The organism is Streptomyces sp. NPDC098781 (assembly GCF_044759995.1).
Taxonomy (GTDB): Bacteria; Actinomycetota; Actinomycetes; order Streptomycetales; family Streptomycetaceae; genus Streptomyces.
Map to the genome: position 1 here is coordinate 567,356 of NZ_JBIWAK010000003.1, position 12,417 is coordinate 579,772.

The following is a 12,417-nucleotide window of genomic DNA, read 5'->3' on the forward strand; positions in this document are numbered from 1 at the left end:
GTCGGCGCGGTGCCCTGCGGCATCACCGCATCCAGGCGCTGTACGTCATCACGTCGCCGGCCTTCACGCCGTACCGCGGGTCGTCACGGGTGAAGGTCAGCTCCAGCCCGAGGACGGCACCGTCGGCAGGATCCATGATCAGCATCCGGCGGCTGTCCTCACCGGCGTACACGTACGCCTGCCCGCGTCGGCCCAGCCGGTCCGTCACCTGGCCGACGGGGCGCAGTCCCTCGGCGTCCGCCAGCAGCCGGGCCAGCGCGGCGGACTCGCGGGAGCCGAGCGTCCAGTGGTCGAGCAGGGTCTCGGTGGCGTCGAGGAGTTCGGCGGTGGACAGTGGCCGCGTGTGGTCGGACAGGAAGGCGCGCTCGGCTTCCTCCAGGTAGTCGTGCAGGGCCGCGGCGTCCTGCGGCGGCGCGGACTCGGGCGGGGCGTCGTTCCAACTCGGCGGGTAGGTACGCCTGCTGAGGACCTTGCCGTCGTCGACCAGGCGCGGTTCGCCGCCCTCGTCGGTGAGGACCGGCCGGCCGGGACGGCGCGGGTCGGTCGCCACGACGATCTCGGTGTGGCTGTCGTCGTCGTTCCAGCGCACGATCGTCTCCTGCGGGAGGGTGATCGGCGGATCCTGGTCGCTCATGGCAAGGCTCCACGACTGCGCGTGCGTTCCCTTGCGCAGCACGGGCTCACCCGCCTTCGCCCTCTGTTCGGCACGCTCGGCCAGCCGCTCCAGGGGGACCGGCGTCGACTCGGCCCGAACCATCAGCGGACGCGGCGCCGCGACCGCGGGGGCGGTGGTCTGGCCGGTGAGCAGCAGGGCCGACACCAGCGAGGCGACCACGGCCGTGGCCGCGAGCCCCCACGCCAGCCGGGTACGGCGGCGCGGCGCGGCGGGCCGTTCGTGCAGCAGCCGGTCCAGGTGGCGCTCGGCGCTGTGGTCGAGGGGGCCGTCGCCGTAGTGCGGGCCGTCGACCGGTACCGGGTTGGCTCGGCGCAGCAGTTCGAGTTCGTCAGCCATGGCTTCGTTCCTTGGGCGCGGTCGCTGGGCTCGTTCGGTCGATCTCGGCTCTCAGTCGGCGCCGGGCCCGGTGCAGCCGCATCGACGCGGCCCGGTTGCCGCAGCCGAGCGCGACGGCGAGTTCCTCGACGCCGAGTTCCTCCCAGGCCGTCAGCCGGAGCACCTCCTGGTCGGCCGGGGACAGCCGGGCCAGCGCCTCGTGCACCCAGGCGCCGGGCGCCTCCGTGTCGGGGCTGTCCACGATGTGCCGGCCGTGCGCGGCGTCGTCGTTGCCCATCCGGTCGACCAGCCGCCGCCGGCGCCCGTAGCCGCGTACCGCGTTCGCCAGGCAGTTGCGTGCCACGCCGTACAGCCAGGGCAGCGGGACCGCCGGGAGGTCGGCCCGGCGGCGCCACGCCACGGTGAACACCTCCGCCACCACTTCCTCGACCTCACTCATGCGCCCGTCCAGTCGCCGCGCGACATAGCGGCTGACCGCCCAGTAGTGCTCGCGATAGGCAGCGGCGAAGATCTCGTCGTTGCTCATGTTCCGTTCGTGTCCGGCACCCGGCGGATCGTCACACCCTCTTCCGTGATTCTTGTCGCGTCGGTCGAGTGTGACGTGCGGGTGCGGCGCGGACACAGCCGGGGCGTGAAGAGGATCAAAGACTTCAAGGCGGTCCAGTGGCTGACTACCACGGACCACAAGACGATCGGCACGCTGTATCTGGTCACGTCGTTCGGCTTCTTCTGCCTCGGCGGTGTGATGGCACTGTTCATGCGCGCCGAGTTGGCCCGGCCGGGCCTTCAGATCATGTCGAACGAGCAGTTCAACCAGGCGTTCACGATGCACGGCACGATCATGCTGCTGATGTTCGCGACGCCGCTGTTCGCCGGCTTCGCGAACTGGATCATGCCGCTCCAGATCGGCGCGCCCGACGTGGCCTTCCCCCGGCTGAACATGTTCGCCTACTGGCTGTACCTGTTCGGCTCGCTCATCGCGGTGGGCGGTTTCCTCACGCCGGACGGCGCGGCCGACTTCGGCTGGTTCGCCTACTCCCCGCTGTCGGACGCGGTCCGCTCCCCGGGCATCGGCGCCGACATGTGGATCATGGGTCTGGCCTTCTCCGGCTTCGGCACGATCCTCGGCTCGGTCAACTTCATCACCACGATCATCTGCATGCGCGCCCCCGGCATGACCATGTTCCGCATGCCGATCTTCGTGTGGAACGTGCTGCTGACGGCCGTCCTGGTCCTGCTCGCCTTCCCCGTCCTCGCGGCGGCGCTGTTCGCGCTGGAGGCGGACCGCAAGTTCGGCGCCCATGTCTTCGACGCCGCGAACGGAGGAGCGCTGCTGTGGCAGCACCTGTTCTGGTTCTTCGGCCATCCGGAGGTGTACATCATCGCGTTGCCGTTCTTCGGCATCATCAGTGAGGTCATCCCGGTCTTCTCGCGTAAGCCGATGTTCGGCTACATGGGTCTGATCGCGGCGACCATCGCGATCGCGGGTCTGTCCGTGACGGTGTGGGCGCACCACATGTACGTCACCGGCGGCGTCCTGCTGCCGTTCTTCTCCTTCATGACGTTCCTGATCGCCGTACCGACCGGCGTGAAGTTCTTCAACTGGATCGGAACGATGTGGAACGGCTCGCTGAGTTTCGAGACACCCATGCTCTGGGCCTTCGGTTTCCTGGTCACCTTCGTCTTCGGCGGCCTCACGGGCGTCATGCTCGCCTCACCGCCGCTGGACTTCCCGACCTCGGACACGTATTTCGTCGTGGCGCACTTCCACTACGTCATCTTCGGCACGGTGGTGTTCGCGATGTTCGCCGGATTCCACTTCTGGTGGCCGAAGTTCACCGGCAAGATGCTCGACGAGCGGCTCGGCAAGATGACCTTCTGGACGCTGTTCGTCGGCTTCCACGGCACGTTCCTGGTCCAGCACTGGCTGGGCGTGAACGGGATGCAGCGCCGGATCCCCGACTATCTGGCGGTGGAGGGGCTGACGACGCTCAACTCCCTGTCGTCCGTCTTCTCGTTCGTGCTCGGCGCGTCGCTGCTGCCGTTCGTCTACAACATCTGGAAGACGGCGAAGTACGGCGAGAAGGTCGAGGCCGACGACCCGTGGGGCTACGGCCGCTCGCTGGAATGGGCCACGTCCTGCCCGCCGCCGCGCCACAACTTCCTGACGCTGCCCAGGATCCGGTCCGAATCCCCGGCGTTCGACCTGCATCACGCGCCGGCGCCGGAGAAGGAGCTGACCACGCTGTGAGCGTCACCGACAAGTTCCTCAACGACATCGAGGGGCATCTGCTGCTCGCCGCCACCCGCGAAGAGGGCCGCACGGCAGCCACGCGTTTCAGTGCCCCGCTGCACTGGCTGACGGACGCGCAGCGGGGCGAGGTGGAGAGGCGGTTCGAGGCGGAGTACCTCGCACTCGCCCGTGACTCCTGGCAGCGGACGGCGGAGCGCGCCGGGAGCCTGCGGGACGAGTACGAGGCGACGTACCGCGATCTGCGGCGCAGGATGCTGGCCTGCTGGCTGTCGACCTGCGCCTTGGTCTTCGGGGTCCTTGTCGTGTGCCTCGCCCAGGGCCTGTTGCGCTAGCTCACCGTCCACTTCTGGTTGCCCTGGCCGTTGCAGGTCCAGAGCACCAGCTTCGTGCCGTTGGCCGTGCCCGCTCCGTAGGCGTCCAGGCAGAGCCCGGCGTTGACGTTGGTGAGGGTGCCGTCGCTGCCCAGGTTCCACTTCTGGTTGTTCTGGCCGTTGCAGTCCCAGACGACGACACGGGTGCCGTTGGTGGTGCCGAGGTTGTAGGCGTCGAGGCACTTGTTGCCGTAGACCACAAGTTCCTTGCGAGTGCTGTGGTACTGCCACACCTGGTTCTGGCCGCCGTTGCAGTCCCACAGCTGGGCGTCGGTGCCGTTGGCGATGGTGTTGTCGTCGATGTCGACGCAGCGGCCGGACCCGGTGCCGGTGATCTGCGTGCCGTTCGTGCCGGGCAGGGGCCGCACGACGATGCCTTCGAGGGTGGGGGCGCCGGAGAAGGACACGGTGTTGGTGTTGCCCTTGGCCAGGGAGACGTCGACGGAGAGGTTGCCGGCGGTGGAGCCGGTCGGCGGGAAGGAGACCTTCGTCGGGGTCTGCCCGTTGACGGTGAGCGTGGCCGAGCGGGCGGTGGCCGTGTCGTTGGTGTAGGAGACCTCGACCGTCTTCAGGCCCGCGCTGCCGGCGACCACGCCGGAGAAGCTCGACGTGCCGCTGTAGGTGCTCGCGGACTGCTCGGTGCCGCCGGTGACGGTGAGCATCACGGAGCCACCGGCCGGGACGCTCGTGGTGTGGCTCGTGCCGGTGGTGGCGACGTTCTGGCGGGCCCACAGGTCGCGCACGGTCGCGGAGGCGTTCGTCAGGCCCAGGTCGGCCCAGCGGACGGTCATGTTCTGCGTGGTCGACGTGCGGTTGAGGAGGACGACGGCACGGTTGCCGTTGCCGGAGAGGACCTTGCCGTACACCTGGAGGCCGGTGGTGTCCTCGGCGACCTTGACGCCCTGGAGGCCGCGCGGGTCCTGGTCGACGGCGATGACCTCCGGGTTGGTGAGGACGGCCGTCGTCTCGGCCGTGAGAGTGGTGAGGTCGAGGCCGGCCAGGAGCGGGGCGCCGGAGATCGCCCAGAGGTTCATGTGGCTGCGGTTCTGGGCGGCGGTCAGGCCCGTCATGCCTACGACCATCATGTCGGGGTCGTTGTAGTAGCCGGTGTGCTGGGCGGTGGGGTGGATGTTGCGGTCGAAGGCGGTCAGGACGTTGCCGTAGGACGGTGTGCCGCCGTGGAAGAAGATGTCGGTGTTGGTCCGCCACATCGGGCCCATGCCCGGCGCCCAGTTCCACGGGTTGTCGTAACCCCAGTTGCACAGGGAGAGGGCGAGCGGGCGTCCGGTGGTGGCGGTCGCGGCGGCCACGGCGTCACTGACCGCCTGGTACGTCGTCCTCGGGTCGAGGCCCTCGGCGTCACCGCCGCACCAGTCGACCTTCACGAAGTCGAAGCCCCAGCGCGAGAACTGGAGCATGTCCTGCTCGTAGTGCCCCTCGCTGCCCGAGCCGGGCGCGGCCGGGCGGCCGGTCGGGAAGTAGTAGCCGCAACCGTCCTTGCCGGCGTCGGTGTAGATGCCGGCCTTGAGGCCCTTGCTGTGGATGTAGTCGGCGATGGCCTTCATGCCGCCCGGCCACTCGGTCTCGTCGACGGTGATGTTGCCGGCGCTGTCGCGTGTGCCCTGCCACCAGCCCTCGTCGATGTTGATGTACTCGTAGCCGGCCTCGGGCAGCCCCGCGGCCACGAACGCGTCGACCTGGCGCTTGATGACGTCGTGATCGACCTTCGCGGCGAACGCGTTCCAGGAGGCCCACCCCATGGGGGCGGTGGGCACGGGGATCTGCCGTGCCGTCGTCGCCGCGTGGGCCGGTGCGGGGCCCGCGAACAGCAGGGCGGTGGCGGCGAGCGCGAGGGCCAGGACGCGCGCGACGGCGGATCTGAAGCGGCGGAGGCGGCCGACGCGAGGAGGGGGGTACATGCGGCTCCTTCAAGCAAGGGCGAGAGGACGTGGGGCTCGGCATATCGAATGGTTCGGCATATCGAACTGAATTCGGAACACCGAACATGTGGCGCCGAAAGTAGGGGCACGGGAGGGGGAAGTCAACGGATGGGACAGACCTGAAGTCGCCCGTTCGCGCGGTCAGTTGACGCTCAGGGCGGCCGGCGCCGCCATACTGACGGAGTGCGTGTAGCGATCATGACGGTGGGCTCCCGGGGTGATGTCGCCCCCTACACCGGACTCGGGCATGCCCTGGTCCGGGCCGGACACGAGGTGACCCTGGTGACGCACGGCTGCTTCGAGCGGCTGGTGGCGGGGTCGGGCATGGGTTTCCATCCGCTGCCGCTGGATCCGCGGGCGGAGCTGGAGTCCGAGCGCGGGCGGAGTCTGCACCGCAGCGGGAGCGGCGTCGGCAAGCTCGTCCGTGTGGTGGGGATGGCGCGGAACCTGGCCGGGCGGATCACCGACGGCATGCTGGCCGCCGCGCGGGCGAGCGACGTCCTGCTGCTGGCCGGCTCCACCGCCCCGCTGGGCCACGCCATCGCCGAGGGCCTGTCGCTGCCGTGCGTCGACCTGCCCCTGCAACCGCTCGCGCCCACCCGGGAGTTCGCGCCGCCGATGCTCGGAGGCGGCTCCTGGGGCAGCCTCGGGAACCGGGTCGCCGGACACGGGGTGACGCTGGCCGTCGAGCGGGTCTTCTCGGCGGCCGTGCCCGACGCGCGGGCGAGGCTCGGGCTGCCCCGCACCCGGTCCCGGGGCGCGCGGCGCTCCCCCGTGCTGCACGGCTTCAGCACCCTGGTGGTGCCCCGTCCTCGCGACTGGCGCCCGCATCTGCGGGTCACGGGCTACTGGTGGCCGTACGACGGCGAGGCTCATCTCCCGCCCGAGCTGCGGGACTTCCTCGACGCGGGCCCGCCGCCCGTCTTCGTCGGACTGGGCAGCGCGACCGTGCCGGACCCGGCGCGGCTCAGCGCCGATGTCGTGCGGGCGGTGCGCGAGGCCGGGCTGCGGGTGGTGATCCAGCGGGGCTGGGGCGGGCTGGCGGCCGCCGGGGACGATGTGCTGACCATCGGCGAGGTGCCGCACTCCGCGCTGTTCCCGAGGACGGCCGCGGTGGTCCACCACTGCGGGGCGGGCACGACCGCCGCCGGGCTGCGTGCCGGGGTACCGGCGGTGCCGTTGCCGATCCAGTTCGACGAGGGCTTCTGGGCCGCTCGCCTGGTCGCCCTCGGGGTGGCGCCCCGCGCGGTCCCGCTGCGGAGGTTCACGGCCGAGGAGCTGACGACTGCCGTACGCCGGGCGACCGAGGACCCCTCCTACGGCCGTCGCGCCCGCGACCTGGCCGACGGGCTGCGCGCCGAGGACGGGGTGGCTCCCGTGCTGGACGCGGTGAACCGGCTCTGCGGCTGAATCCGGTCAGGGCCCGGCGAGCGGCGGCGCCGCCGGTCGCAGGATGCCGAGGAGGATGCGGACGAGTTCGTCGACCACCTCGTCGAGGGTCGCGTCCACCCAGCCCGCGCTCCAGTCGTGCAGCAGCCCGTTGACGCTGCCGATGAACGCCGTGGCGGCGAGCCGGTAGTCGCGCGGCGCCGCCTCGCCGCGGGCGACGGCGGCCGCCACCTCGGCGCAGACCAGGTCGATCCAGCGGGCGCGGCGGGCGAGTCGCTGTTCTTCCAGACGGGGGCTGACGCCGACGATCTCGACGAACGTGATGCGGATACGGCACGGGTCGGCGGTGACGTTCGCGGCGTACGCGCGGAAGATCACGGTGGCGCGTCGGGCGAGCGGAAGGTCGACCGCCTCCGCGACCGCCGCCAGCACGGCCTCCTCCGCCCATCCGTTGACCTGGAGGTGGAGCGCGGCCAGCACATCCTCCAGGGTGCGGAACTCCTCGTAGAACTGACGGGTCGACAGCCCGGCGGCCTCGCTGAGGGCCGCCACGGTCGTGCCCCGGTAGCCGGGGCTGTCGCCGAAGAGCCGCAGCGCCGCGTCCAGGAAGCGGCGGCGCCGCTCGGCCTGTCGCTCCTCGGCCGACTTGCCGCCGTAGCGGCCGGTGGGCGCCTTCAGCCTGCCCGCCACGCTTGTCCTCCCGCCACCTCGCCGACCCGACGGTCAATCTTGTCGTGTACGCGGACCTGGGGAAAGGGCCGGGACGAGGCAGCGACCTTCGTCAGCCCGCACGATCGTTCAACGGGGTCAGCCAGGCTCCGGAACTCCAGGCCCGCCTCCCCCGCCAGGGGCGCGAAGGCGTCGGTCGTCGCGAGCGTGACGTCGTGCCCGGTGTCCCGCAGGCCGGCCCCGAGGCCCGTGTACGGCGCGACGTCGCCGCGTGATCCGGCGGCGGCGATCAGTATCCTCATCGTTCCTCCTCCGCACGGTCCGCCCGGGGTGCCGCGTTGGCGTGCACGGCCCGGCACAGATAGGCCGCGAGGCCCGGCCGCTGCCGCGACGGCGGCACGACTAGCGCGAAGGCGCGCGGATCGGCGGCGAAGTCGTCCGCGATGCGCCGGTGCATGTCGTGCGGACAGGTGGTGAACCAGCGGGCGATGTGCAGCCGGTGCTCCTCCGCGAGGTCCCGCGCCCGCGTCGTACAGCCGATAACCGGCGCCGCTGCGGCCACTGGGCGAGAGCAGGCCCGCCCGGTCGTAGTGGTGCAGCGTGCGCACGGTCACCCCGGCGAAGGCCGAGACCTGCCCCACGGAGTAGCTCATGCACCTGCCCTTTCGTCGGGAACAGCGTGCGGCCTGACGTAAGGGCAGGGTCAAACGGCGTTCGCTAGCCGGCGTTCCGCGCCGCCCACGCGGAGAGTTCGGTCCGGGCGGCGGCGAGCAGCGTGGCGGAGGGCGCGCTCGCCCCGTTCGTCACCAGCGCGTAGTGCGGGGCTCCGGAGTCGGTGTCGGTGAGCAGGAGCCGGCGGCTGCCCGTGCCGCCCGGTTCGGCGGCCACACCCACCGGGGTGGCGGAGGTGTACGACGGCGGCGCGTGCACGGTGCCCAGGTCGGAGACCACCGTGGTGGACCCGGTCGGGAAGGACGCCGGGAGGTGCAGTTCGGTCGGCGCGGAGCCGCCGCCGGAACGCCACACCAGCAGTCCGTACTGCCCCGACCCCACCAGCTGCGCCACGTTCGGCAGCGAGCCGGGCACCGGGTTCCAGGTGAGGGTGGTGGTGCCGTCCCGGGAGCGGTCCTCGTAGGTGAAGGCGACGGTCGTCCCCGAGGTGGCGCTCGGGTAGATCCGGTCGAGCAGCCGGCCGTCCTGGCGCAGCGTGGGGGTGCCCGAGTCGTCGAGGCGTACGGCGGACAGGTCCTCGTCGTTCCAGGCGTCGCCGGTGGTGAGGACCTTGTCGGGGTTGTCGTTCATCAGCTCGTGGTGGCGTCCGTGGTAGATGTCCCACTGCCACTGGGTACCGGAGAGCACCGGGCCGGAGCCGGTCGGGTTCGACCACCAACTCGCGCCCGGCACACGGGAGTCGAGCGCCTGGTACATCGCCTTGAGCACGGTCGGCGCCTTGTCGGCGACCGAGCCCGACAGCGGATGGCCGAACTCGCTGACGATCGCGGGTGTGTTGGTGGCCGAGGCGCGGTCGCGGACGGTGCCGAAGTCGCCGGTGTACTGGCCGTCGGCGGCCTTGCCCCACATGAAAATGCCGGAGATGGCCTTCTGGTCGTAGAAGTGGGTGTTGAAGACATAACGGGGGCCGAGCGTGCCCGCGTCGAGCAGTCCGCCCTCCTGCTTCTGGAAGTCGAGGTTGGCGTTCCAGAAGAGGTTCGGCTCGGCGAAGAGCGGCTTGTCCTGCCAGCCCGCGGTGTCCATGCGGGCCCGGAACCTCTCGTAGAACGGCCACAGGACGTCCCGCTCCCAGGTGCGGCTGGACTGGCCGGAGTCGTAGCTGCCGGCGTGCGGCTCGTTGTAGGGGTCGAAGCCGGCGACGCCCGCGAACTCGGCGGTGGAGACGTTCTGCCTGATGTACGCCATGGTCTTCTGGGCGGTGGTGAGGAAGGCGTCCTGGAGGCCGTGCTCGTTGTGCCAGAAGTCGTACGACGCCTGCTTCACGGCCTCGTTCTGGGTGATGTTCTGGCCCCAGAAGAAGCAGATCCCGCAGGACTCGTCCGGGTAGTCCCCGGCGTCCACGGCCCACTTGGGGGCGCCGTCGCCGCTGTACCAGCTGTCGGGGTCGAACAGGTACCGGGAGTAGAGGTCCTGGTGGAAGTCGGGGTAGACGCGGATGCCGGCGTCGAGGAACGCGCGCATCTGTGCGGTGGCGGCGGACAGGTACGCGGTGTCCACCTGGCCGCGCACGGGTTCCGCGTAGGCCCAGGAGAGCAGGAAGCGGATCGAGTTGCCGCCGCCGAGGGCGCGCAGCGCGGTCGCGGACTTCCTGGCGTCGGCGACCGAGGCGAAGGGCAGGCCGTCGTTCTCGGCCAGCTTGGTCTCGCCGGAGACGTTGTACCCGCGCAGCACGACCTCGCGGCCGTTGCCGTCGACGAAGCGGCCGTCCCGCACGGTCAGCGGTGTTTCGTCGAACCAGAGGGAGTCGGGGAGGGTGGCGGCGGTGGCGGGAGAGGGGCCCGCCACCGTGAGGGATCCGAGGAGGACGACCAGAACAACCAGCAGACGCGCTCGTATGTTCGGCATGTCCACTACAGTCCGGTGATATCAGGACACCGTCAATACTCCTGACCCATGAGTAAGTTGTGTATCCGGAGGCTCAACCGCCCACTCTGCGCGTCAGGTTCAACAGGTACTCCTTCCGGTTGAGCGGGTTGAGGTCGGTGCGGCGGCGCTCGGGTTCCGCGCCCCGCACGGCCGGGGCGTAGTGGTCGAAGGCACTCTCCAGCTCGCCCTCGCCGCGTGTCAGCCCCGGCAACCGCTGCTCCAGTTCGTGTACATGGGCCGCGGGGACCGCGCCCTCCAGCGAGCAGGACGCGCCGCGCGTCTGCGTGGTCCGCGGCACCGCGCGCAGCCTGGCCAGCACCGGCAGCAGCGCGGCCAGGGTGTCGGCGGGCGCCTCGATGCGGAAGCGGTGCATTGGCTCGTGGACCCGGGTGCCCGCCTCGCACAGCGCCGCCATCAGGACCAGCGGGGTCAGACCGCGGAAGTCGTAGCCGGTGCTGGACATGCTCTTGTCGAAGCCCTGGTGCGCGTGGCTCTGCCGCGGCGAGTAGCCGCAGTGGGTCATGGTGACCGTGCAGTCGGGGATCCGCCAGCCGTGCGGCCCCTGGCCGAGCGCCTCACGAACGGTGTCCTCGACGGCCTTGAAGAAGGCGTACGGCATGGACCCCAGCTCCACCTCCAGCCGGAACTCCACGCCGGATCCGACGGGCGCCGGATCGACCCGCAGACCGACCGTCGCGAGGAACGGATTGCCGTCCTTCTTGTTGAACTCGACCGCCCGGCCCGAGCCGACCGGCCGCTCCACGCACAGCGGGGTCGTTTCGCGGAAGGTGACGTCCAGGCCGAAGTCGTCCGCGAGCGTGGCCTGGATGACCTCCTTCTGCACCTCGCCGTAGAGGGAGACGAAGGTCTCCTGGCGCACCTCGTCGTGGCGCAGGTCGATCAGCGGGTCCTGTTCGGCCAGCAGGGTGAGCGCTCGGTGCAGCGCCTGCCGGTCGGTGCCGTCGGCCGGGTCGACGACGGTCTCCAGGGTGGGCGGGGCGAAGAGGTGCCCGTCCGCCTTGCGGGGCTCGCCGATCGCGTCGCCGATCCGGATGTCGGCGAGGCCCCACAGCCTGGCGATCCGGCCCGCCGGCACCAGGTCGTCCCTGATGTCCGCGCCCTGGTCGAAGACGCTGATCGCGGTGACCCGCCCCTCGGCACGGGCCTCGCCCGCGGAACCGAAAGGGATCCGGTCGCGGGTGCGCAGCGTCCCGGAGAACATCCGCGCGTAGGCGACCTTCTCCCCCGCCGGCCCCCGCTCCACCTTGAACACGGTCCCCGAGAGGGGCCCCTCGGGGTCACCGGCGGCGGCGGGCAGCAGCTCCTTGATCCCGCCGATGAGCGCCTCGACGCCCGCGCCGGTGACGGCGGACCCGAAGTACACGGGGTGGACCAGCGCCTGCCGGGTCTGGACGGCGAGGGCGGCGCGCAGGTCGTCGTACGAGACCGTGCCCTCGACGTACGCCGTGAGCAGTTCGTCGTCGTGGTCGGCGAGGACGTCGACAGCCGACGGGGTGAGTCCGGGGACGAAGCGGGCTTCGCGGGTGCCGAGGGCACCGGTCCGGCCCATCGGCACGACGGCCGCCGTCAGCCGTTCGCGGACGGCTCGCAGTACGGCGTCGTAGCGCGCCCCGCGTCGGTCGATCTTGTTGACGAAGACGAGGGTCGGGATGCGCAGCCGTTGCAGGGTGCGCATCAGCACCCGGGTCTGCGGCTGGACGCCCTCGACGGCGGAGACGACGAGGACGGCGCCGTCGAGCACACCCAGCACCCGCTCCACCTCGGCGATGAAATCGGGATGGCCGGGGGTGTCGATGAGGTTGACCGTCACGTCGTCCAGCGGGAAGGAGACGACGGCCGACTTGATGGTGATGCCGCGCTGCCGCTCCAGCGCGAGGGAATCGGTCCGGGTGTTCCCGGCGTCGACGCTGCCGATCTCGTCGATCACTCCTGCCGAGTGCAGCAGGCGCTCGGTCAGGCTGGTCTTACCGGCGTCGACATGGGCGAGGATCCCGAGGTTGAGCAAGTGCACGAAGCGTCATGTCCTTCGGTGAGGGGGTGGTTCCTTCCTGGGTGGACATGAACGCAGTGCGCATCGGGGCTCCTCTGTGCGTGACGAAGGGACGGGTGCAGTGCAGCAGGCCCCGCCCCACACCGGCAATGGATTAACGCTCAACCAATGCC

The 12,417-nt window shown here is 70.8% G+C and carries 9 protein-coding genes and 2 pseudogenes; 3 read left to right on the forward strand and 8 right to left on the reverse strand.

The features are described from left to right. Positions 1–22: 22 nt before the first annotated feature. Together ACIQWG_RS14280 and ACIQWG_RS14285 are read right to left on the reverse strand one after the other, a co-directional pair. Positions 23–1,012, reverse strand: a complete 990-nt coding sequence (locus ACIQWG_RS14280) for a CU044_5270 family protein (RefSeq protein ID WP_404094676.1) — start codon at positions 1,010–1,012, stop codon at positions 23–25. Beyond that, the gene (locus ACIQWG_RS14285; RefSeq protein WP_404094678.1) at positions 1,005–1,538 is read right to left on the reverse strand and encodes an RNA polymerase sigma factor; all 534 of its coding nucleotides are present in this window, start codon (positions 1,536–1,538) and stop codon (positions 1,005–1,007) included. The genes ACIQWG_RS14280 and ACIQWG_RS14285 overlap by 8 nt, the downstream gene beginning before the upstream one ends. A gap of 105 nt (positions 1,539–1,643) precedes the next feature. Here ACIQWG_RS14285 and ctaD point away from each other — a divergent pair, with 105 nt between their 5' ends. Together ctaD and ACIQWG_RS14295 are read left to right on the forward strand one after the other, a co-directional pair. Beyond that, on the forward strand, positions 1,644–3,263 hold the full coding sequence (gene ctaD, locus ACIQWG_RS14290; RefSeq protein ID WP_404094681.1) for a cytochrome c oxidase subunit I: 1,620 nt from the start codon (positions 1,644–1,646) through the stop codon (positions 3,261–3,263). Continuing rightward, complete coding sequence (locus ACIQWG_RS14295) at positions 3,260–3,598, forward strand: hypothetical protein (RefSeq protein ID WP_404094683.1); 339 nt, start codon at positions 3,260–3,262, stop codon at positions 3,596–3,598. Before ctaD ends, ACIQWG_RS14295 begins: the two co-directional genes overlap by 4 nt. On the opposite strand, the gene ACIQWG_RS14300 is transcribed toward ACIQWG_RS14295, so the two are convergent. Beyond that, entirely contained in the window at positions 3,595–5,556 is a 1,962-nt protein-coding gene (locus ACIQWG_RS14300; RefSeq protein WP_404094686.1) for a ricin-type beta-trefoil lectin domain protein, read from the reverse strand. The genes ACIQWG_RS14295 and ACIQWG_RS14300 overlap by 4 nt on opposite strands. A 219-nt stretch (positions 5,557–5,775) precedes the next feature. Here ACIQWG_RS14300 and ACIQWG_RS14305 point away from each other — a divergent pair, with 219 nt between their 5' ends. Beyond that, complete coding sequence (locus ACIQWG_RS14305) at positions 5,776–6,987, forward strand: glycosyltransferase (RefSeq protein ID WP_404095854.1); 1,212 nt, start codon at positions 5,776–5,778, stop codon at positions 6,985–6,987. 6 nt (positions 6,988–6,993) lie between these two features. Here ACIQWG_RS14305 and ACIQWG_RS14310 read toward each other — a convergent pair whose 3' ends face one another. The 5 genes and pseudogenes from ACIQWG_RS14310 to ACIQWG_RS14330 form a co-directional block, all read right to left on the reverse strand. After that, complete coding sequence (locus tag ACIQWG_RS14310; protein ID WP_404094689.1) at positions 6,994–7,656, reverse strand: TetR/AcrR family transcriptional regulator; 663 nt, start codon at positions 7,654–7,656, stop codon at positions 6,994–6,996. Positions 7,657–7,778: 122 nt separating this feature from the next. Continuing rightward, positions 7,779–7,937 (reverse strand): annotated as a pseudogene (locus ACIQWG_RS14315) (glycosyltransferase); the annotation flags it as partial. Beyond that, positions 7,934–8,288, reverse strand: a pseudogene (locus ACIQWG_RS14320) (MerR family DNA-binding transcriptional regulator). The pseudogenes ACIQWG_RS14320 and ACIQWG_RS14315, both read right to left, overlap by 4 nt. Positions 8,289–8,352: 64 nt before the next feature. Next, entirely contained in the window at positions 8,353–10,212 is a 1,860-nt protein-coding gene (locus ACIQWG_RS14325; protein WP_404094691.1) for a cellulase family glycosylhydrolase, read from the reverse strand. A gap of 73 nt (positions 10,213–10,285) precedes the next feature. Further along, positions 10,286–12,265, reverse strand: coding sequence for a GTP-binding protein (locus ACIQWG_RS14330; protein ID WP_404094693.1), 1,980 nt, complete (start codon positions 12,263–12,265; stop codon positions 10,286–10,288). Positions 12,266–12,417 lie beyond the last annotated feature (152 nt).

Excerpts from the sequence above, each read along its gene's own strand:
- ACIQWG_RS14280 (WP_404094676.1), bottom strand. The coding sequence starts at position 1,012 with ATGGCTGACGAACTCGAACTGCTGCGCCGAGCCAACCCGGTACCGGTC.
- ACIQWG_RS14285 (WP_404094678.1), bottom strand. The coding sequence starts at position 1,538 with ATGAGCAACGACGAGATCTTCGCCGCTGCCTATCGCGAGCACTACTGG.
- ACIQWG_RS14300 (WP_404094686.1), bottom strand. The coding sequence starts at position 5,556 with ATGTACCCCCCTCCTCGCGTCGGCCGCCTCCGCCGCTTCAGATCCGCC.
- ACIQWG_RS14305 (WP_404095854.1), top strand. The coding sequence starts at position 5,776 with ATGACGGTGGGCTCCCGGGGTGATGTCGCCCCCTACACCGGACTCGGG.
- ACIQWG_RS14325 (WP_404094691.1), bottom strand. The coding sequence starts at position 10,212 with ATGCCGAACATACGAGCGCGTCTGCTGGTTGTTCTGGTCGTCCTCCTC.